The following is a 19,684-nucleotide window of genomic DNA, read 5'->3' on the forward strand; positions in this document are numbered from 1 at the left end:
ATCGGGACGGCTCGGTCCCGCCCGTCATCGGGGCAGTCCTGCCCGCTCATCACCGGGGCAGCCCGGCCCGCCCCTTCGCCGACCGGGCCGGGGGCCACACGGCTCACCTCGGGAACCGAGGCCGACGATCGCGCCGCTTCGAGCGGGTTTCCCGTATGGGAGATACCTCCACCCGGGTCGGGTCGTTGAGCCGTACGGGCGCATCGCCCCGCGCCCCGGAGGTCAGCCCCCATGAGCACGCCGCCCCTCGCCTCAGGACCCGAAGGCCCCCACGCCCTGCGGCCCTTGCTGGACACCGTCCTCGAAGCGCTGGACACCGGCGCCCGGGCCAGAGGCGGGCCGCTGCCGACAGGCGGGCCCGACGCGGTCGCCGCCCGCCTGCGGGAAGCGGTGGGGGAGCTCCTGCCCGACCAGGGCGACCCCCACGCCCTGCCCACCCTGGTCCGGGCCTTCGCGGAAGGCGCCGCCGACCCGGCCCACCCCCTGTGCGCCGCCCACCTCCACTGCCCGCCCCTCGCCGTCGCCACCGCCGCCGACCTCGCCGCCACGGCCCTCAACCCGTCCCTGGACTCCTGGGACCAGGCCCCGGCGGCCTCCGCGCTGGAGGCCCTGACCGCAGGCGTACTGGCCAGGGAGATCTACCCGGGGATCGACACGGCCGACTGCCTCGTCACCACCGGCGGCACCGAGTCCAACCAGCTCGCCCTGCTCCTCGCCCGGGAAACCCACGGCGGATCCGTCCGGCTCGTGTGCGGGGCCAATGCCCACCACTCACTGCCCCGCGCCGCCTGGCTGCTCGGACTGCCCGAACCCGTCGTCGTACCCGCCCCGGGCGGCACGCTCGACCCCGACGCGCTCGACGAGACCCTCACCGGCCTGCCCGGCCCGCTGCTCGTCGCCGCCACCGCCGGCACCACCGACGCCGGACGCATCGACCCGCTGCCCGATATCGCCGCCCGCTGCGCCGCCCACGGCGCCCGACTCCACGTGGACGCCGCCTACGGCGGAGGCCTCCTCTTCAGCGACCGGCACCGCGCACGCCTCACCGGACTCGACGCAGCCCACACCGTCACCCTCGACCTGCACAAACTCGGCTGGCAGCCGGTCGCCGCCGGCCTCCTCGCCGTCCGCGACCCCCACGACCTCGCCGCCCTGCGGCAGCACGCCGACTACCTCAACGCCGACGACGACACCGAAGCCGGACTTCCCGACCTCCTCGGCCGGTCCCTGCGCACCACCCGCCGCCCCGACGTCCTCAAACTCGCCGTCACCCTCAAAACCCTGGGGCGCAGCGGCCTCGGAGCCCTCGTCGACCAGGTCTGCGCCCACGCCCGGCGGTTCGCCGCCCTCGTCGACGCCCACCCCGGCTTCGACCTGCACGCCCCGCCCGTCATCAGCACCGTGCTGTTCCGGCCCACGGGCGCCACCGACACCACGGTGGCCGCCGTACGCCGCGCGCTGCTCACCGACGGCCGGGCCGTCCTCGGCCGGGCCCGCCTCGACGGCCGGCTCTGGCTCAAGGCCACCCTCCTCAACCCCGTCACCGGGCCCGACGACCTGGCCGCCCTGCTGCACCTCGCGGCAGCGAGCCGAGCCACCCTCGTGGAAGGACACACCCCCCGATGAACCCCGCACCGACCCCCGAACCCGACGCCCCCCGCGGCCTCGTCGGCATCGGCATCGGCCCCGCCAACCTCTCCCTCGCCGCCCTCGCCCACCCCCTCGGCGGCCTCGACACCGTCTTCTACGACCAGAACCCCGCCTTCGGCTGGCACCCCGGCCTGCTCATCGAGGGCGCCACCCTCCAGGTCCCGTTCCTCGCCGACCTGGTCTCCCTCGCCGACCCCACCAGCCCCTGGACCTTCCTCAACTACCTCAGGTCCCGCGAGCGGCTCTTCCCCTTCTACTTCGCCGAGCGCTTCCACATCCAGCGCGCCGAGTACGACGCCTACTGCCGCTGGGTCAGCGAGAACCTCCCCGGCCTCCACTTCGGCCACCAGGTCGACGCCGTCCGCTGGAACCCCGAACGCGACGTCTTCGAGGTCGACTTCACCCAACTCGACAGCGACGGAGAAGCGGAAGCCCTCGGCCGGACCTACACCCGCGACGTCGTCCTCGGCATCGGCACCGAGCCCTACGTCCCCGACCCCCTCAAGCCCCTCGTCGAAGCCCCCGGCGTGCCCGTCGTCCACGCCGCCGACTACCTCGACCACCGCGCCGCCCTGCTCGCCGCCGAACACGTCACCGTCGTCGGCATCGGACAGTCCGGCGCCGAAGTCTTCCTCGACCTGCTGCGCAACCGGCCCGCCGGACGCGAAAAGCTGCACTGGCTCGGCCGCACCGAGGCCTTCGCCCCCATGGAGTACTCCAAGCTCGGCCTGGAGCACTTCACCCCCGACCACACCCGCTACTTCCACGCCCTGCCCGAATCCACCCGCGACCGGCTCGTCGACGGCCAGTGGCAGCTGCACAAGGGCATCGACGCCGCCACCATCGCCGCCGTCCACGACGAGCTCTACCGCCGCACCCTGCACGGCGGCTGGCCCGACGCCGTCCTCACCCCCGGCGTCCGCGTCCGCACCGCCGGCCGGGTCGCCACGACCAAAGTGGAACTGCACCTGGAGCACGACCTGCAGAACAGCCGCTCCCGCCTCACCACCGACGCCGTCGTCCTCGCCACCGGCTACCGCGAACGCCCCCTCGACCGGATCCTCGCCGGCCTCGACCCCTACATGCGCCGCGACAACCAGGAACGCCCCCGCATCGACGAAGACCACCGGCTCGTCCTCGACCCGTCCGTCACCGGCACCGTCTACGTCCAGAACGCCGAAACCCACACCCACGGCGTCGGCGCCCCCGACCTCGGCCTCGCCGCCTGGCGCAGCGCGATCATCCTCAACTCCCTGACGGGCAGGGAAGCCTACGCACTCCCGCGCCGCACCGCCTTCACCACCTTCGGCCTCACCCAGCGGGCGCACGTCCCGCCGCCCCGCGAGGCACCGGCACTGACGCCGCTGGTCGACGACCGAAGGTGACGAGGCGCGCCGCTCAGAAAACGGGCGTGCCGTTACGCGTGAGCTTCCAGTCCACCGCCGCGAAGGCGGCCGGGTCGATCGACCCCTTCGCCTTCACCCAGGCGATCATGGTGTTGCGGATCTCGTCCGAATTCGACCACAGCAGCTGCGCCGCGGCGACATGCGGGAAATTCCCGCCGCCGTTGGCCCGGTAGTTGTTCACCGCGAACACGAACTTCGCGTCGTCCGCGAGCGGCTGCCCCTCGAACCGCACATTCGTCACCCGGGACCCGGCCGGCTTCGCGATGTCGATCTCGTACGACAGGCCGCTCACCACGTCGTAGTTGTAGTCCGGCGTACCGTTCGCGTTCGTCAGCTTCGCCGGATCCACCGCGGCGCCCGGCGCGGTCTGCACGAAGTAGTTCGCCGAGTACTCCAGATACGCCTTCATCTGCGCACCCGTCATCAGACGCGCCTCCAGCGTGTTCTCGAAGACGTACAGCCCCGCCACGTCCCGGATCGTCACCTGGCCCGCCGGGATCCGCGCGCTGCGCGAGAAGCACGCCGCCTGCGACAGCACCGGCAGCGCGGCGTACTCCGTGCCCGCCAGCGCCTGCTTCACCGTGTCCGCCTGGATGTGGTTGATCAGGTCGATGATCGGCACGTCCTTGTACGGCGCCTCGGTCGACGTCATCTCCGCCGCGTTGGTGCCGATGACCTGGTTGACGTACGCCACGACCTTCTCGTGCTCGTCCGTCAGCAGCTTCGTGATCTTCGGGTCCTCCTCCACGGTGTTGGAGTTCAGGACCTTCGCGCCCACCGTCTCGACCTTCCAGCAGCCCTTCTCCCAGACCAGCTCGAAGTCGAACAGCGTCAGCCGCTGGCCCCACTTCAGCGGCTCCGACAGCACCACCTTCTTGCCGGTCTTCTTGTTCGCGACGAAGTACTCCGGGATCTCCGTGTGCGCGTGCCCGACCAGGATCGCGTCGATCCCCGGCACCTGCTCGGCCACCAGAGCGGCCGCGTTCTCGATGTAGGGCAGCTGATCACCGTAGGACGACGTGCCCGACGAGCCGCTGTGCGCCGACACGATGACCACGTCCGCGCCCATCGACCGCAGCTTCGGCACCCACTTCGCCGCCTGCTCCTCCAGACCCGGGAACGTCATCTTGCCCTGCACGTTCGCCTTGTCCCAGATCGCGATGCCCGGGTTCGTCAGCCCCAGCACCGCCACCTTCACGTCCCGCCCGTGCGGCGTGCGCAGCCGGTGCATGCTGTACGGCGCGAACGCCGGCCGCAGCGTCTTCGCGTCCAGCGCGTTCGCGCCCAGCAGCGGGAAGTCGCATTGCTGCTCGAACTTCCGCAGCACCGGGATGCCGTAGTTGAACTCGTGGTTGCCGAGCGCCGCCGCGTCGTAGCCCATGGCGTTCATCGCCTGCGCCATCGGGTGCACCGGGCCGCCCGTGGCGGTGATCGGATCCACCTTGGCGTAGTAGTACGACAGCTGGGTGCCCTGGATGGTGTCGCCCGCGTCGATCAGCAGCGTGTTGCGGCGGCCCTTCTCCGCACGGACCCGGTTCACCAGCGTGGAGACCTTGGCGAGGCCCACGTCGTTGTGGTCCTTGTCGTCGAACTCCTTGTCCGTGAAGTAGTCCCAGTTGAAGACATTGCCGTGCAGGTCCGTCGTCCCCAGCACGGTGAACGCGTACCGCTTGGCGCCCCGCTTCGCCTCGGCCGCCTGCGCAACCGGCGCCGAGACCGCACCGGCCAGCGCCACCCCCGCCCCGGTCACGGCGGACTTCTCCAGGAACTTCCGGCGGTTCAACGGCATGTCTGGCTCCCCTGCGGAATCTGTGAACGACGCGCGTAGATAACGCGCGTAGATTCTGACCCGTCCATGACCGGCCGCAACAGACCCGGCAGGTTGCGATCTGATGACTCGGCCCCCGCTCTCCCGGCCGCCAACCAGCCCAGACATGACAGAGTGGGGCGTATGACCGCGGCCACCCCAGACGCCTCCCAGCCCGCCGTCCCCTACGGCACCCCCGAGGCCCCCCGCATCGCCGTCCGCGGCGAAGCCCGCCTCGAAGTCGACCCCGAGATCGTCCGCATCGGCATCACCGTCGCCGCCCGCGGCCGCGACCGCCGCTCCGCCCTCGACGACCTCACCCACCGCAACACCGGCGTCCTCGACCTCGTCAAGTCCTACGGCGACGCCGTCGAACGCCTGGAGACCGGCGCCTTCTCCATCACGCCGGAACTCACCAAGCACGGCCGCGGCGAACGCGTCCGCACCTACCACGGCAGCGTCCGCGTCACCGCCGAACTCACCGACTTCACCGCCCTGGGTGAACTCACCACCCGCCTGGCCGACCTCGAACTCACCCGCGTCGACGGCCCCTGGTGGACCCTGCGCCCCGACTCACCCGCCCACCGTGAAGCCCGCAAGAAGGCCGTGCACGAAGCCGTCCAACGCGCCCGCGAGTACGCCGAAGCTCTCGGCACCCGCCTCTCCGCCCTGGTCGAACTCGCCGACATCGGCGCCGAGACCGCCCCGCCGGCCTACCCCCAGGCCCCCGGCCGCATGCGCTCCGCGGCCTACGCCGGCGCCGCCGAGGACACCCCCGCCCCCCTCGACCTCGAACCCCAGCGCCAACGCGTCCACGCCCAGATCAACGCCCGCTTCACGATGGTGCCGCCCCAGCTGTAAGCACTCCGGCGAGTTCCTTGCCGAAAATGCGACCGAATTCTACGGGTGCTCATCGGAGCACCCCTCCGCACAATTCGACACCTGCCAATAACACTTCACGCAAAGTCCGTTGAGTGGCCATGCCCGACCAATTCTCTACCGGTCGGTAACTCATAGGCTCCTTTCATGCGCCGAGCAAAAATCGTCTGCACCCTTGGACCCGCCACCGACTCGTACGACCGGATCAAAGACCTGGTCGACGCCGGAATGGACGTAGCCCGCTTCAACCTCAGCCACGGCGGCCACGCCGAACACGAGGAGCGCTACCACCGGGTCCGCAAAGCAGCCGACGAGACCGGCCGCAGCGTCGGCCTCCTCGCCGACCTCCAAGGCCCGAAAATCAGGCTCGGCCACTTCACCGAAGGTCCCGTACTCCTCGAACGCGGCGACACCTTCACCATCACCGTCGAAGAAGGCGTCGAAGGCGACCGCGACATCTGCGGCACCACCTACGCCGGCCTCGCCGCCGACGTCACCACCGGCGAACGCATCCTCGTCGACGACGGCAAGGTCTGCCTCAAGGTCACCTCCGTCGACGGCCCCCGCATCCACACCACCGTCCTCGAAGGCGGCGTGATCAGCGACCACAAGGGCCTCAACCTCCCCGGCGTCGCAGTCTCCGTCCCCGCCCTCTCCAAAAAAGACGAGGACGACCTCCGCTGGGCCCTGCGCACCGGCTTCGACGTCATCGCCCTGTCCTTCGTCCGCTCCGGACGCGACATCCAGGACGTCCACCGCATCATGGACGAGGAAGGCCGCCGCCTCCCCGTCATCGCCAAAATCGAAAAACCCCAGGCCGTCGAGACCATCGACGAAATCGTCGCCGCCTTCGACGGCATCATGGTGGCCCGCGGAGACCTCGGCGTCGAAATGCCACTCGAACAGGTCCCGATCGTCCAGAAGCGCGCGATCAAACTGGCCAAACGCAACGCCAAGCCCGTCATCGTCGCCACCCAGATGCTCGACTCGATGATCGACAACGCCCGCCCGACCCGCGCCGAAGCCTCCGACGTCGCCAACGCGGTCATCGACGGCACCGACGCGGTGATGCTCTCCGGAGAGACGAGCGTCGGCAAACACCCGATCGAGACGGTCCGCACGATGGCACGCATCGTCGAAGCGGCGGAAGAGGACATCCTGGCGAAGGGCCTCCCGCCCCTGACCGAACGCAACAAACCCCGCACCCAAGGCGGTGCGGTCGCCCGGGCGGCAGCCGAGATGGGCGACTTCCTGGGCGCTCGCTTCCTGGTCGCCTTCACCCAGTCGGGCGACACCGCCCGCCGCCTCTCCCGCTACCGCTCCCCGATCCCCCTCCTCGCCTTCACCCCCGACCAGGCGACCCGCTCCCAGCTCAGCCTCACCTGGGGCGTCGAGACCTTCCTCGGCCCCTGCGTCGACACCACGGACGCGATGGTCGACCAGGTCGACGAGCTACTGCTCCGCTACGGCCGCTGCAGCCCCGGCGACACGGTCGTCATCACATCCGGCTCCCCGCCCGGCGTCTCCGGCTCGACGAACATGGTCCGGGTCCACCACATCGGAGAGGACGACACCCCGAGGTAGCGCGCCGTCAGTACTTCGGACCGACGTGGGCGTCCATGAGGGCTACGGAGGCTTTGCGGGCTACGGAGATGTTGAACGGGTTGCCGTTGCGGGTGCAGTGCGTCCACTCGACGCCGAGCCTGTCCAGAGTGTCGGTGTAGAGCCGCCGGATGTCATCGGAGACGTTGGTGAAGAAGTATCGGGGATACTCATAGCGCTTGCGCTCGCCGGCGACCATGCGAGTCGTCCAGTTGGTGATCCGACAGCCGTCGGAGTGAATGAGCCCGCGGATGAATTCCCAGGGGTGAGCGTCGACGATGGCTTGCTGCCAGGGTTCGAGGGCAATGAGGCGGTCGTGCTTCTTGCCGGGGCCGTGCTGGGGGAACAGGCAGTGCAGGTGCTTCGAGTAGACCTTCACGTTGCTGCAGCCGGTCCTGCGGACACGGCAGGTCGAGTTCGCGGGAAAGACCGCCCGCATGGCCGCTTCGCAGGCGTCCATGAGACCGGGCCATGACTCCGTGCAGGCGATCATGAGGTTGGGTACGCGGTGCTCGGAGTAGTGACTGATGTGTCCGTCCCCGAGATACAGACCCAGCAGATAGGAATAGGCGGGCTCGTCCAGATCCCGACCGTCGCACCGGGGGCATTTCGGATCGTGGCGCCCGGGGCACTCGCCGCGCTTCGCCCGGTCCAGGTGCTTCCAGTAGCCGATCGTCCCCAGCGGCACGTTGAGGCTCCGGGCCACCTGCGCGTTCCTCGCGCCCCCGCGCAGAAGAGTGATGGCTTTCTGTCGCACGTCAGTGCCATGGAAGTTCATGCGACCACTGTGTGTCACAGACGGTGACCGTGGGCAGCAAAAAGCGGAGAATCACGCGAACGTGATCCTCCGCTTCTGATCTTGTGGTGCCCGGTGTGGGATTCGAACCCACATGCCCAAAGGGCACGGCATTTTGAGTGCCGCGAGTCTGACCAGTTCCTCCAACCGGGCAAGTCGGCGGACCGATGAGCAGTGTACCGGTTGAGTGTGGGGCCTCGCTGCTAGGTACGCTCTTGGGAGCAGTACCGGCCTGCCCCTACCAAGGAGCCCACGTGAGTGCCCCCGAGTCGCCCCAGCCTGTTGACGTGCCTGAAGAAGACAAGTCGCACGTGCCTCCGTTGACGACGCGGGTCGTCATCGCCGAGGACGAGGCGCTGATCCGGCTCGATCTCAAAGAGATGCTGGAGGAGGAGGGCTACACCGTCGTCGGTGAGGCCGGGGACGGAGAGCAGGCTGTGGAGCTGGCTCGTGAGCACCGGCCCGACCTCGTCATTCTCGATGTGAAGATGCCGAAGCTGGACGGTATCTCCGCGGCGGAGAAGATCGCGGAGGAGAGCATCGCGCCGGTGCTGATGCTGACCGCGTTCTCGCAGCGCGATCTGGTGGAGCGGGCCCGGGACGCGGGCGCGATGGCGTATCTGGTGAAGCCGTTCAGCAAGACGGATGTCGTGCCGGCGATCGAGATGGCCGTCTCGCGGTTCACGGAGCTGAAGGAGCTGGAGAAGGAGGTCGCCGACCTCACGCTCCGGCTGGAGACGCGCAAGCTGGTGGACCGGGCGAAGTCGATTCTGCAGACGGAGTACGGGCTGTCGGAGCCGGCGGCTTTCCGGTGGATCCAGAAGACGTCGATGGACCGCCGGATGTCGATGCAGCAGGTCGCGGAGGCGGTCATTCAGGACGCCGACGAGAAGAAGGCCAACAAGGGCTGAGGACCAGACGCGAGAGGCCCGCTTCCCTTCCGGATGAGAAGGGGAGCGGGCCTCTCGGCGTACGGGCGGGGCCTCAGTCCTCGCCCAGGTACGCCTTGCGCACCGACTCGTCGACCAGCAGGTCCTGGCCCGTCCCGGAGAGGACGATGTTGCCGACCTCCATGACGTGGCCCTGGTCGGCGAGGGAGAGCGCGGCCTGGGCGTTCTGTTCGACGAGGAGGATCGTCGTGCCCTGGGACTTGAGCTCGGAGATGGTCGCCATGATCTTCTGCATCATGATCGGGGAGAGGCCCATGGAGGGCTCGTCGAGCATGAGCAGCTTGGGCTGGGACATGAGGGCGCGGCCCATGGCGAGCATCTGCTGTTCTCCGCCGGAGAGGGTTCCCGCGGCCTGCTTGCGGCGTTCCCCGAGGATGGGGAAGAGGTCGTAGGCGCGCTGGATGTCCTTTTCGATGCCTTCTTTGTCCTTGCGGAGGAAGGCTCCGAGCTGGAGGTTCTCGGCGATGGTGAGGCGGGGGAAGATGTGCCGGCCTTCGGGGGAGTGGGCCAGGCCGAGGGCGACGATCTTGTGGGCGGCGATGCCGTTGAGGGGCTTGCCGTCGAAGAGGATCTTCCCGGAGGTGGGCTTGAGGAGGCCCGACAGGGTGCGCAGGGTGGTGGTCTTGCCGGCGCCGTTGGTGCCGATGAGGGTGACGACCTGCCCGGCGTCGACGCTGAAGGAGATGCCCTTGACGGCTTCGATCTTGCCGTAGGAGACCCGGAGGTCCTCGACCTCGAGGAGTGCGGTCACTTGGCTTCTCCCTTGGTGCTGCTGGTGGTGCTGGGCGCTTCCGCGGCGGCTTCGGCGGCCTCGACCTCGGCGGCTTCGGCCTCGCCGGGGTCGCCTTCGAACGGCTCTCCGAGGTACGCGGCGATGACGCGCTCGTCGGCCTGGACGACGTCGGAGGTGCCCTCGACGAGCTTCTCGCCCTGGACGAGGACGGCGACGCGGTCGGAGAGGTTGAAGACGAAGCGCATGTCGTGCTCGATGAGCAGGACGGCGATGCCCCGGTCGCGGATGGCGAAGACGAGTTCCTCGGTGGCCCGTGTCTCCTGGGGGTTCATGCCGGCGGTGGGTTCGTCGAGGAGCAGCAGGCCGGGCTCGGAGGCCATGGCGCGGGCGATCTCGAGCTTGCGCTGTTCGCCGTAGGGGAGGTTGCGGGCGAGGTGGTCGCGCTTGTGGGCGAGGCCGATGAACTCCAGGAGTTCCATGGCGCGTTCCTCGCTGTCGCGTTCGGCCTTCTTGAAGCCGGGGCCGCGCAGGAGGGCGGACCAGAGGCCTTCCTTGGTGCGGGTGTGGCGGCCGACGAGCACGTTTTCCAGGACCGTCATGTTGGCGAACAGACGGATGTTCTGGAAGGTGCGGGCGATGCCGGCCTGGGTGACCAGGTGGGGCTTCGGGGGGAGGACGGTGCCCTTGTAGGAGACGGTGCCCTCGGTGGGGACGTACAGGCCGGTCAGGCAGTTGAAGAAGGTGGTCTTGCCGGCGCCGTTGGGGCCGATGAGGCCGACGATCTCGCCGGCGTTGACCGTGAAGTCGACGGAGCGTACGGCGGTGAGGCCGCCGAAGCGCATCGTGACGTCGCGTGCTTCGAGTACAGGTGTCGTCATGTTTCTTACGCCCCCGCCTTGGTGACGGCCGGTTCGTCGGTCAGCGTGGTCTGTTTCGGAACGTCGAGTTGGCCGGTCTCGTGGAATTCGAGCTGGCGCCGGCGGTTGGCGATGATGCCTTCGGGGCGGAAGCGCATCAGGAGGATGAGCGCGATGCCGAAGGCGAGGAGGGACTTCTCCTGGAGGAAGACGAGCTTCTCGGGGAGGAGGTAGAGCAGCGCGGCGCCGAGGAGGGGTCCGGCGACGGTGCCCATGCCGCCGAGGACGACCGCGGCCAGGAGGAACGCGGAGTTGGGCGGGGTGGAGCCGGCGAACTGGTACGGCGTGGGGACGACGCTGTAGGTGACGTGGGCGCTGACGGTGCCGGCGAGGCCGGCGAGGGAGGCGCCGAGGGCGAAGGCGACGAGCTTGACGCGGAAGCCGTTGATGCCCATGGCGGTGGCGGCGGTCTCGTCCTCGCGGATGGCGATCCAGGAGCGGCCGATGCGGGAGTCCGCCGCACGCGTGTAGACCAGGACCACGATGGCCATGATGAGGACCATCAGCAGGTAGTAGTTGGCGAAGCGGCCGAGGGTGAATCCGCCGATGTCGTGGGCCTGGCCGAAGTTGAAGCCGAAGAAGTTCAGGTCGGGGATGTTGGCGATGCCGTTCGGGCCGTTGGTGACGTCGGGTCCGGAGTCGCCGTCCATGTTGTTGACGGCGATGCGGAAGATCTCTCCGAAGCCGAGGGTGACGATGGCGAGGTAGTCGCCGCGCAGTCGCAGGGTCGGGGCGCCGATGAGGACGCCGAAGACGAGGGATGCGGCGGCGCCGGCCAGGGCGGAGGCCCAGAAGGGCAGGTGGACGCCGGAGATGGTGGAGAACTCGGAGCCGGAGACGAGGGCGGCGGTGTAGGCGCCGACGCCGAGGAAGGCGACGTATCCGAGGTCGAGGAGTCCGGCGAGGCCGACGACGATGTTGAGGCCGAGGGCGACGGTCCCGAAGATCAGGATGTTGACGCCGATGTTGGCGTAGTGGTCGTCGGTCTGGGTGAAGGGGAAGGCGATGGCCGCGGCGAAGCCCATGGCGAGGGTGAAGCTGCGGTTGGCGGCGACGAGGGCCGAGAAGCGGTCCATGAGGCCGGCGGTGTGCAGTGCCCACATCGCGAAGGTGACGACGAACAGGTAGCCGATGAAGAGTTCGCCGTACTCGGTGTCGATGCCGTAGGTGAAGACGCCGAGGCCGATGATGGTGACCACGGTGATGACGGCCCGCTGGATCCAGGGCGCGATGGCCTGGGCGGCGGGGATGCGGTCGGGCTTGGCGACGTAGGCCTTGATGGCTTCCTTGGTGCCGTCGGTGCCGGTGCGCTCCTGGGGGAGGGCGAAGGCGCCGAGGACGGGCAGCAGGGAGGCGATGGCCGCGATCCAGCCACCGGGTTCGAGGTTGACGACGCCGCCGAGGTTGGCGCTGATGGCGATGACGGTGAACCAGGTGACGGCGAAGCCGCCGAGTGCGGTGAGGGCGAGCGGCGCGTTGTTGCGGGCGGGCAGCAGCCAGCCGAGGCCGCGGACGCCGTAGGAGGCGAGCGCGAACAGGGCGGTGAGGACGCCGGCGGTGAAGGTCAGCCACTGCAGGCCACCGGGGTAGCCGTAGTAGGTGAGGTCGCCGGGGAATTCGGCGGTCCAGGTCCAGGCGAGGAACGCGGAGGCGGCGGTGGCGATGCCGCCGGCGAGCAGCAGGGCGCGGGCGGCCGCTGTGGGCAGCGGTATGAGACCGCGCAGTGCGGGCGTCGGGGTGGGGACGGCGTCCGGCACGGGGGTTTTGGTCGTCTCGGTCATGTCATCACGCCCTGTCCGCGACGCGCTCGCCGAGCAGGCCCTGTGGCCTGAAGAGGAGCACGAGGATGAGGAGGCAGAAGGCCCAGACGTTGGCCCAGCTCTGACCGCCGAGCTGCTGCATGCCCGGGATCTCGTCGATGTAGGCGGAGGCGAGGGTCTCGGCGATGCCGAGGACGACGCCGCCGAGCATGGCGCCGTAGATGTTGCCGATGCCGCCGAGGACGGCCGCCGTGAAGGCCTTGAGGCCCATGAGGAAGCCCATGCGGTAGTCGACGTTGCCGTACTTGAGTCCGTAGGCGACGGCGGCTACGGCGGCGAAGAAGCCGCCGATGGCGAAGGCGATGACGATGATGCGGTTGGTGTCGATGCCCATCAGCTGCGCGGTGTCGGGGTCCTGCGCGGTGGCCTGCATGGCGCGGCCGGTGCGGCTGCGGCGCACGAAGAAGGCGAGGGCGGCCATGCAGATGACGGCGGCCAGGATGAGGAAGATGTCGGCGTCCTTGATGGTGACGGAGCCGATGTCGTGGGTGTTGTCGAGGCCGGGGAAGGCGCGGGCGCGGTCGGCGCCGGGGTAGAAGTTGCGCACGACCTCCTGGAGGGCCAGGGAGAGGCCGATGGCGGTGATGAGGGGCGCCAGGCGTGGGGCTCCGCGCAGGGGGCGGTAGGCGAACCGTTCCGCTCCGACGGCGATGAGGATGGCCACGAGGGCGCCGCCGATGAGCATCATCGGTACGGCGATGGCCATCGAGGTGCCGTCGGGGAGGATGTAGAAGTAGACCGTGAGGGCGCCGAAGGCCCCGGTCATGAAGATCTCGCCGTGCGCGAAGTTGATGAGCTGGACGATGCCGTACACCATCGTGTAGCCGATGGCGATCAGCCCGTACATCGAGCCGAGAAGCAGCCCGTTGGCCAGCTGCTGCGGCAGGGTGTTCACCGCATGGCCTCCATGTCGCTGGTGGTCGTGTGCACTGGATGTGTGCGTGGTCGTGTGCTGTGTGGGGGTGTGGAAACGGGCCGCGCGGTCGGGGTCCTCCTTCCGCGCGGCCCGTGGTGCGGCGTTGTGGCGGGCCGGGTTACTTCAGGTCGGCGGTGCCGGTCTCCACGTCCTTCCAGGCACCCTTCTCGACCTGGTAGACCGTCAGCTGCTTGTTGGTGGTGTCGCCGTACTGGTCGAAGGAGATCTTGCCGGTGAGGCCTTCGAAGTCGGACTTCTGGACACCGTCGACGACCTTGGAGCGCAGGTCGTTGATGTCGGTGGGCACCTTGCCGCCGTTGGCGTCGGCCGCGGCCTTGACGGCCTTGATGATGGCGGTGGTGGCGTCGTAGGCGTAGGCGCCGTACGCGCCGTAGTCGCCCTTGTAACCCTTGTCCTTGTACGTCTGGATGAACGTCTTGGCCGCGGGCAGGGTGTCGGCGGGGACACCGATGGCGGTGGCGAGGTCACCCTCGGAGGACTTGCCGGCGGCCTCGATGTAGGTCGAGGCGAACATGCCGTCGCCGCCGAACAGCGGGATCTTGACGCCGGCGTCCTTGAGCTGCTTGGTGATCAGCGCGGACTCGTCGTACTGGCCGCCGTAGTAGAGCAGGTCGGCGCCGGAGTTCTTGATCTTGGTGACGAGGGAACCGAAGTCCTTGTCGCCGGTGTTGACGTGGTCGGTGCCGACGACCTTGCCGCCGAGCTTCTTGTACTGCTCGTTGAAGATCTTCGCGAGGCCGGCGCCGTAGGTCTGCTTGTCGTCGACGACGAAGGCCTTCTTCTTCTTGAGGCCGTTGTACGCGTAGCCGGCGGCGAAGCTGCCCTGCAGCTCGTCCGTGGTGGCGGTACGGAAGTAGGTCTTGAACGGGCGCTTCTTGTCCGTCTGCCAGTTCTTGCCCTGGGTGAGCTCGGGGGCGGTGTTCGCGGGGGAGATCTGGACCATGTTGGCCGAGGCGAAGACCTGCTGCATCGTCTGGGCGACGCCGGAGTTCAGCGGGCCGACGGCGCCGACGGCGGTCTTGTCGCCGACGATGCTGGTGGCGTTGGACTGGCCGGTGGCGGGCTGCGCCTTGTCGTCCAGGGCCGTGAGCTTGAACTTCACGCCCGGGACCCAGTTGTTCTTGTTGGCGTCGTCGATGGCGATCTGGGCGCCGTACTGGATGCCGAGGCCGGTGGTGGAGTTCTCACCGGAGAGGGGGGCGTCGACGCCGATGGTCAGCGTGGTGCCGCTCCCGTTGTCTCCGCCCTTGTCACCGCTGTCGTCTCGGGAGCCGCAGGCGGTGAGAGTCAGAGCTCCGGTCGTGAGAACGGAGGTAAGAATCACCAAGGAACGCTGTCGCACAATCAGTCCTTTCACAGGCAGGCCCCGCCCTGGTCGGGGGGTGAGTGCCGCGCTGGTACCGAACTCCCGATGGAGGCGGTGACTGGCCGTGACTCTAAGCCCGGGGTAAGGGCAGGGTCAGCGGCGCGGGCTCGCTTGTGACTTTCTTGTTATGACGGCGTGGATGCCCGGTCTCCGCGGCGGGCCCTCTCGACGGGTTTGGTGGATTTTCGCCGAGGTCCGCATTCTGAGAACGCGCACTTCCGGTTGGCCATGGCTGAGATCGTGCGGTGCTCGGACCGCGTGCGGCCCGGAAGAGATCGGAAAGGTCCCGGGCGTGGGCGCGGCCGGACCGTGGAACTGAGGTGGTGTATTGCGCGCGCGTTACGGAGCGTTACGCCGAGAAAGGCATGACCGGCATCCGGGGGAAGTGCCGAGTAATCGGGAACGGTGTTTTCCACGGTGATTCGGCGGGGTGTGTGCGGGCCGGCACGGACGAGTGGGCCGGGGCCAGAGCCAGAGCCAGAGTCAGGGCCAGAGCCAGAGCCAGAGCCGGGGCCGGGGCCGGGGCGGAGCCGGAGCCGGGGCCCGGGGTCGGGGGCCGGCGAGGGCGGGCCGGGGTGCCGGTCGGGTGCGAGCGCCTGCGGCTGGGCTATGGCTACGGAGGCGAGCACGGTCCGGGAGGCGAGCACGGTCCGGGAGGCGGGCACGGCTGCGGCGGCGAGCGCGGCTGCCGCGACCGCGGTTCTTCGCCGGGGCGGCAGCCGATTCCGGCAGTCGGCGAGCCGCTGTGCCGGGCGTGAGGCGTTGATGCCGACGGACGTTCAATTCGCATCTGCTTCGGCCGAGTTGGCGGAATCAAGGGGGTGGAGACGCGAGGTGCCCCGCCGCTTCGCCGGGTGCGCGATGCGGCGGGGCCTCGGTGTGCGTCGGTATGGGTTACGGCAGCTTCACGAACGGCGAGAGGAAGGCGCGGGCACCGGGGGTGTCCAGGCGGTACGTGACGTTGGTCGCGTAGCAGGGGGTGTCGCCGGTGATGGTGGTGGCGGCGAGGATCCTCTTGCCGCCGATCAGGGCGAAGTTGGGTCCGCCCGAATCGCCGTAGCAGGCGCCACCGTTGCCCTGGGGTGCGGTCATCGCGAGCCGGGCCCAGGAGTCGTTGAGGGCGTTGAAGGTGACGGGCGCCTTCATCCGGACGCCGCCGCCGGGGTGGGTCTGGCCGCCGGGGCCGTTGACGGCCTCCTGGGTGCCGTATCCGGCGACGAGCCAGTCGGTGGCGTTCAGGCCCTGTGGGCCGAGCTTGCCGAGCTGGTCGGCGGTGGGCAGGGTGGCCGGGGTGAAGCTCCAGCGGGCCTTGACCTCGGCGGCGGACAACTGGATCACCGCGATGTCATGGGTGTCGGAGGCGGGCCCCGGGTAGTCGGGGTGGGTGTGGGCGGTGCCCCGGACGGCGACGGCCGCGGCCTGCGTGGCCGGGTCGCCCGGGTACTTCTTCGCCGCCGCGTCGAGGCCCGACTGCACGTCCTGGTCGAGGGAGACGTAGAACCGCACGTTGTCGGGCCAGTCCGAGGTGCAGTGCGCGGCGGTCAGGAAGGTGTCCGCGTCGACCATGGTGCCGGTGCAGACCCAGTCGGCGCGGTCGGGGGTCGCGGGGTCGCCGTCGTCGTCCCAGGTGGCCACGAGCGCGCCGACCTCGGTGCGTTCGGGGGCGGGGGCGGCGTTGTAGGAGTTGATGGCGGAGGACGGCAGCGCGGTGGCGAGCACGGTGGCACAGGCCGCCGCGGTGACGGCGAAGGCGCGTACGGAGGTCAAGAGAAACCCTTCTGCGGGGTGGGACGGGTCTTCTCCTGTGGGGGTGGGCGCCAGTGAAATGCCCGGAGGGCGGTCGCGACAAGAGCGCGCCCGCCCCTCCAGGGTTTTCCCTACGTCGGTGAGGGCGTCGGTGAGAGCGTCGGCAGGGCGTCGGTGGGGGCGTCGGTGAGGGTGCCGGTCGACGCGTCGGTCAGTTCGCTGCGCGGATGAGTTCCTCGTCGCCCGGTTTGACGTCGCGCAGGAGGCAGGTCAGCCGAGCCGTACACACCCTTTTGCCGTTTTCGTCCGTGATGACGATTTCGTACGTGGCGGTCGACCGCCCCCGGTGCACGGGCGTGGCCACACCGGTGACCAGCCCGGAGCGCACCCCGCGGTGGTGGGTGCAGTTCAGGTCGACACCCACGGCGATCTTGGAGCTGCCGCCGTGCAGCATCGACCCGATCGAGCCCAGGGTCTCGGCCAGCACCGCGGAGGCCCCGCCGTGCAGCAGTCCGTAGGGCTGGGTGTTGCCCTCCACCGGCATCGTGCCGACGACCCGGTCCGCCGACGCCTCGGAGATCTGGACGCCCATCCGGTTCCCGAGATGCCCCGCGGAGAACAGGGCCAGGAGGTCCACGCCGAGCGCGGCGTACTCGTCGATGACCTCTTGCGGGAACTTCACATGCTGCTGCTCACCCATCGGGCCCGGCTCCGTTCGTCCTCGTCACTCGGCTGCCTGTATCACTGAGCGAACGCTCAGTCGGCCGCCGATTGTTCCAGACGCACCACGACGGACTTGCTGGCCGGGGTGTTGCTGATGTCCGCCGTGGCGTCCAGCGGCACCAGGACGTTGGTCTCCGGGTAGTACGCGGCCGCGCAGCCCCGGGCCGTCGGGTAGTGCACGACCCGGAAACCGGGTGCCCGGCGCTCCACGCCGTCCTTCCACTCGCTGACCAGGTCGACGTACGACCCGTCCGCCAGCTTCAGGGTCCGCGCGTCCTCGGGGTGGACCAGCACCACCCGACGCCCGTTCCTGATACCCCGGTAGCGGTCGTCGAGGCCGTAGATCGTGGTGTTGTACTGGTCGTGCGAGCGCAGCGTCTGCAGCAGCAGGCGGCCCTCGGGCAGTCGCGGGTACTCCACGGGCGCGGCCGTGAAGTTGGCCTTGCCGGTGGCCGTGGGGAAGCGGCGCTCGTCGCGCGGGGCGTGGGGGAGGGCGAAGCCGCCGGGGCGGGCCACGCGCGCGTTGAAGTCCTCGAAGCCCGGGATCACGCGCGCGATGCGGTCCCGGATCGTCGCGTAGTCCTTCTCGAACTCCTCCCACGGAGTGCGGCTGTCCTCGCCGAGCACGCGGCGCGCCAGCCTGCTGACGATGGCCGGCTCCGACAGCAGGTGCCGGCTCGCGGGCTCCAGGCGGCCCCGGGAGGCGTGCACCATGCCCATCGAGTCCTCGACCGTCACGAACTGCTCGCCGCCGCCCTGCAGATCGCGCTCGGTACGCCCGAGCGTCGGCAGGATCAGGGCCCGCGCGCCCGTGACCGCGTGCGAGCGGTTCAGCTTCGTCGACACGTGCACGGTCAGCCGGGCCCGTCGCATGGCCGCCTCGGTGACGTCCGTGTCGGGGGACGCCGAGACGAAGTTGCCGCCCATGGCGAAGAAGACCTTCGCCTCGCCGTCGCGCAGGGCGCGGATGGCGCGCACGACGTCATAGCCGTGCTCGCGCGGGGGCGCGAAGCCGAACTCCTTCTCCAGGGCGTCCAGGAACGCCGGGGCGGGCCGCTCGAAGATGCCCATCGTGCGGTCGCCCTGCACATTCGAATGCCCGCGCACCGGGCACACACCCGCACCGGGGCGGCCGATGTTGCCGCGCAGCAGAAGGAAGTTGACCACTTCGCGGATCGTGGGCACCGAGTGCTTGTGCTGGGTGAGACCCATCGCCCAGCACACGATGGTGCGTTCGGAGGCCAGGATCATACGGAGGGCCTTCTCGATGTCCTCCTGGCTCAGCCCCGTCGCCGTGAGCGTCTCGTCCCAGTCGGCGGCGCGGGCGGCCTCGGCGAACTCCTCGTAGCCGTGCGTGTGCTCCCGCACGAACGCCTCGTCGACCGCGCCGTCCGTCTGGAGGATCAGCTTGTTCAGCAGGCGGAACAGCGCCTGGTCGCCGCCGATGCGGATCTGCAGGAACAGATCGGTGAGTGCCGCGCCCTTGAGCATGCCCTGCGGAGTCTGCGGGTTCTTGAAGCGCTCCAGACCCGCCTCCGGCAGCGGGTTGACGCTGATGATCCTCGCGCCGTTGTCCTTGGCCTTCTCCAGCGCGGACAGCATGCGCGGGTGGTTCGTCCCGGGGTTCTGCCCCGCGACGATGATCAGATCGGCCTTGTAGAGGTCCTCCAGCAGGACGCTGCCCTTGCCGATGCCGATCGTCTCCGACAGGGCCGAACCGGACGACTCGTGGCACATGTTCGAGCAGTCGGGCAGGTTGTTCGTGCCGAGCTCGCGCGCGAACAGCTGGTAGAGGAACGCGGCCTCGTTGCTGGTGCGGCCGGAGGTGTAGAAGACGGCCTCGTCGGGGGAGGCGAGCGCGTCGATCTCCTCGGCGATGATGTCGAAGGCGCGCTCCCAGGTGACCGGCTCGTAGTGCGAGCCGCCCTCGGGCAGGTACATGGGGTGGGTGAGCCGGCCCTGCTGCCCCAGCCAGTAGCCGCTGCGGCCGGCCAGGTCGGCGACCGGGTGCGCGGCGAAGAACTCGGGCGTGACCCGGCGCAGGGTGGCCTCTTCGGCCACGGCCTTCGCGCCGTTCTCGCAGAACTCCGCCTTGTGCCGGTGCTCCGGCTCGGGCCAGGCGCAGCCGGGGCAGTCGAAGCCGTCCTTCTGGTTCACGCTCAGCAGCGTCAGCGCGGTGCGCTTCACGCCCATCTGCTGCTGGGCGATCCGCAGCGTGTGGCCGATGGCCGGGAGCCCCGCGGCCGCGTGCTTCGGCCCGGCGACCTGCGGCGCGTCCTGGACCGGATCACTCTTGGGCGGCTTCGTCGCCATCGCACACTCCCCTTCGACTGCGCTGTGAGGTAGGCCTCC

General features: G+C 69.5%; 15 protein-coding genes and 1 tRNA gene. 5 read left to right on the plus strand and 11 right to left on the minus strand.

What is annotated here, in order from left to right; all coding sequences use genetic code 11:
* Positions 1-231: 231 nt before the first annotated feature.
* Positions 232-1,626: a pyridoxal phosphate-dependent decarboxylase family protein gene (locus tag ACFY5B_RS16360; protein ID WP_389969448.1), complete on the plus strand. Its 1,395-nt coding sequence runs from the start codon at positions 232-234 to the stop codon at positions 1,624-1,626.
* Positions 1,623-3,035 (plus strand): lysine N(6)-hydroxylase/L-ornithine N(5)-oxygenase family protein, encoded by a 1,413-nt coding sequence (locus tag ACFY5B_RS16365; protein WP_389969450.1) that lies wholly within the window; start codon positions 1,623-1,625, stop codon positions 3,033-3,035. The genes ACFY5B_RS16360 and ACFY5B_RS16365 overlap by 4 nt, the downstream gene beginning before the upstream one ends.
* A gap of 13 nt (positions 3,036-3,048) precedes the next feature.
* Here the strand turns inward: ACFY5B_RS16365 and ACFY5B_RS16370 are convergent, their stop codons facing one another.
* Positions 3,049-4,845 (minus strand): bifunctional metallophosphatase/5'-nucleotidase, encoded by a 1,797-nt coding sequence (locus ACFY5B_RS16370; protein WP_389969452.1) that lies wholly within the window; start codon positions 4,843-4,845, stop codon positions 3,049-3,051.
* Positions 4,846-5,007: 162 nt separating this feature from the next.
* Between ACFY5B_RS16370 and ACFY5B_RS16375 the strand changes: the two genes are divergently transcribed.
* Positions 5,008-5,724, plus strand: coding sequence for an SIMPL domain-containing protein (locus ACFY5B_RS16375; protein WP_389969454.1), 717 nt, complete (start codon positions 5,008-5,010; stop codon positions 5,722-5,724).
* A gap of 165 nt (positions 5,725-5,889) precedes the next feature.
* On the plus strand, positions 5,890-7,326 hold the full coding sequence (pyk, locus tag ACFY5B_RS16380) for a pyruvate kinase (RefSeq protein WP_389969456.1): 1,437 nt from the start codon (positions 5,890-5,892) through the stop codon (positions 7,324-7,326).
* 7 nt (positions 7,327-7,333) lie between these two features.
* On the opposite strand, the gene ACFY5B_RS16385 is transcribed toward pyk, so the two are convergent.
* Both ACFY5B_RS16385 and ACFY5B_RS16390 read right to left on the minus strand, forming a co-directional pair.
* Complete coding sequence (locus tag ACFY5B_RS16385; RefSeq protein WP_389969458.1) at positions 7,334-8,122, minus strand: helix-turn-helix domain-containing protein; 789 nt, start codon at positions 8,120-8,122, stop codon at positions 7,334-7,336.
* Positions 8,123-8,206: 84 nt separating this feature from the next.
* A tRNA-Leu gene (locus ACFY5B_RS16390) sits at positions 8,207-8,293 on the minus strand.
* Between the two features lie 101 nt (positions 8,294-8,394).
* Between ACFY5B_RS16390 and ACFY5B_RS16395 the strand changes: the two genes are divergently transcribed.
* Positions 8,395-9,051 carry an ANTAR domain-containing response regulator gene (locus ACFY5B_RS16395; protein ID WP_062926276.1) on the plus strand — a complete coding sequence of 219 codons (657 nt, stop codon included), beginning with the start codon at positions 8,395-8,397 and terminating at the stop codon, positions 9,049-9,051.
* Between the two features lie 73 nt (positions 9,052-9,124).
* Here the strand turns inward: ACFY5B_RS16395 and ACFY5B_RS16400 are convergent, their stop codons facing one another.
* The 8 genes from ACFY5B_RS16400 to ACFY5B_RS16435 all read right to left on the minus strand — a co-directional run bounded on the left by ACFY5B_RS16400 (position 9,125) and on the right by ACFY5B_RS16435 (position 19,645).
* Complete coding sequence (locus ACFY5B_RS16400; protein ID WP_389969460.1) at positions 9,125-9,841, minus strand: ABC transporter ATP-binding protein; 717 nt, start codon at positions 9,839-9,841, stop codon at positions 9,125-9,127.
* Positions 9,838-10,701: an ABC transporter ATP-binding protein gene (locus ACFY5B_RS16405; protein WP_389969462.1), complete on the minus strand. Its 864-nt coding sequence runs from the start codon at positions 10,699-10,701 to the stop codon at positions 9,838-9,840. Before ACFY5B_RS16405 ends, ACFY5B_RS16400 begins: the two co-directional genes overlap by 4 nt.
* Positions 10,702-10,706: 5 nt before the next feature.
* Positions 10,707-12,521, minus strand: a complete 1,815-nt coding sequence (locus ACFY5B_RS16410; RefSeq protein WP_389969464.1) for a branched-chain amino acid ABC transporter permease — start codon at positions 12,519-12,521, stop codon at positions 10,707-10,709.
* Between the two features lie 4 nt (positions 12,522-12,525).
* Positions 12,526-13,455: a branched-chain amino acid ABC transporter permease gene (locus tag ACFY5B_RS16415; RefSeq protein WP_389969466.1), complete on the minus strand. Its 930-nt coding sequence runs from the start codon at positions 13,453-13,455 to the stop codon at positions 12,526-12,528.
* Positions 13,456-13,594: 139 nt separating this feature from the next.
* Positions 13,595-14,824: a branched-chain amino acid ABC transporter substrate-binding protein gene (locus ACFY5B_RS16420; RefSeq protein WP_389969932.1), complete on the minus strand. Its 1,230-nt coding sequence runs from the start codon at positions 14,822-14,824 to the stop codon at positions 13,595-13,597.
* Positions 14,825-15,757: 933 nt separating this feature from the next.
* A complete protein-coding gene (locus ACFY5B_RS16425; protein WP_389969468.1) occupies positions 15,758-16,630 on the minus strand; it encodes a trypsin-like serine protease in 873 nt (290 codons plus the stop codon).
* A 190-nt stretch (positions 16,631-16,820) separates the two neighbouring features.
* Positions 16,821-17,309, minus strand: coding sequence for a PaaI family thioesterase (locus ACFY5B_RS16430; protein ID WP_389969470.1), 489 nt, complete (start codon positions 17,307-17,309; stop codon positions 16,821-16,823).
* Between the two features lie 56 nt (positions 17,310-17,365).
* A complete protein-coding gene (locus ACFY5B_RS16435; RefSeq protein WP_389969472.1) occupies positions 17,366-19,645 on the minus strand; it encodes an FdhF/YdeP family oxidoreductase in 2,280 nt (759 codons plus the stop codon).
* Between the last annotated feature and the right edge of the window lie 39 nt (positions 19,646-19,684).

The sequence above is a fragment of the Streptomyces sp. NPDC013187 genome, from assembly GCF_042899705.1.
GTDB classification, from domain to species: Bacteria; Actinomycetota; Actinomycetes; order Streptomycetales; family Streptomycetaceae; genus Streptomyces; species Streptomyces hawaiiensis_A.

What these genes read in the sequence shown, in the direction of transcription:
- ACFY5B_RS16430 (WP_389969470.1), bottom strand. Translation starts at nt 17,309, where the DNA reads ATGGGTGAGCAGCAGCATGTGAAGTTCCCGCAAGAGGTCATCGACGAG.
- ACFY5B_RS16385 (WP_389969458.1), bottom strand. Translation starts at nt 8,122, where the DNA reads ATGAACTTCCATGGCACTGACGTGCGACAGAAAGCCATCACTCTTCTG.
- ACFY5B_RS16405 (WP_389969462.1), bottom strand. Translation starts at nt 10,701, where the DNA reads ATGACGACACCTGTACTCGAAGCACGCGACGTCACGATGCGCTTCGGC.
- ACFY5B_RS16360 (WP_389969448.1), top strand. Translation starts at nt 232, where the DNA reads ATGAGCACGCCGCCCCTCGCCTCAGGACCCGAAGGCCCCCACGCCCTG.
- ACFY5B_RS16375 (WP_389969454.1), top strand. Translation starts at nt 5,008, where the DNA reads ATGACCGCGGCCACCCCAGACGCCTCCCAGCCCGCCGTCCCCTACGGC.
- ACFY5B_RS16410 (WP_389969464.1), bottom strand. Translation starts at nt 12,521, where the DNA reads ATGACCGAGACGACCAAAACCCCCGTGCCGGACGCCGTCCCCACCCCG.
- pyk (WP_389969456.1), top strand. Translation starts at nt 5,890, where the DNA reads ATGCGCCGAGCAAAAATCGTCTGCACCCTTGGACCCGCCACCGACTCG.
- ACFY5B_RS16370 (WP_389969452.1), bottom strand. Translation starts at nt 4,845, where the DNA reads ATGCCGTTGAACCGCCGGAAGTTCCTGGAGAAGTCCGCCGTGACCGGG.
- ACFY5B_RS16435 (WP_389969472.1), bottom strand. Translation starts at nt 19,645, where the DNA reads ATGGCGACGAAGCCGCCCAAGAGTGATCCGGTCCAGGACGCGCCGCAG.
- ACFY5B_RS16365 (WP_389969450.1), top strand. Translation starts at nt 1,623, where the DNA reads ATGAACCCCGCACCGACCCCCGAACCCGACGCCCCCCGCGGCCTCGTC.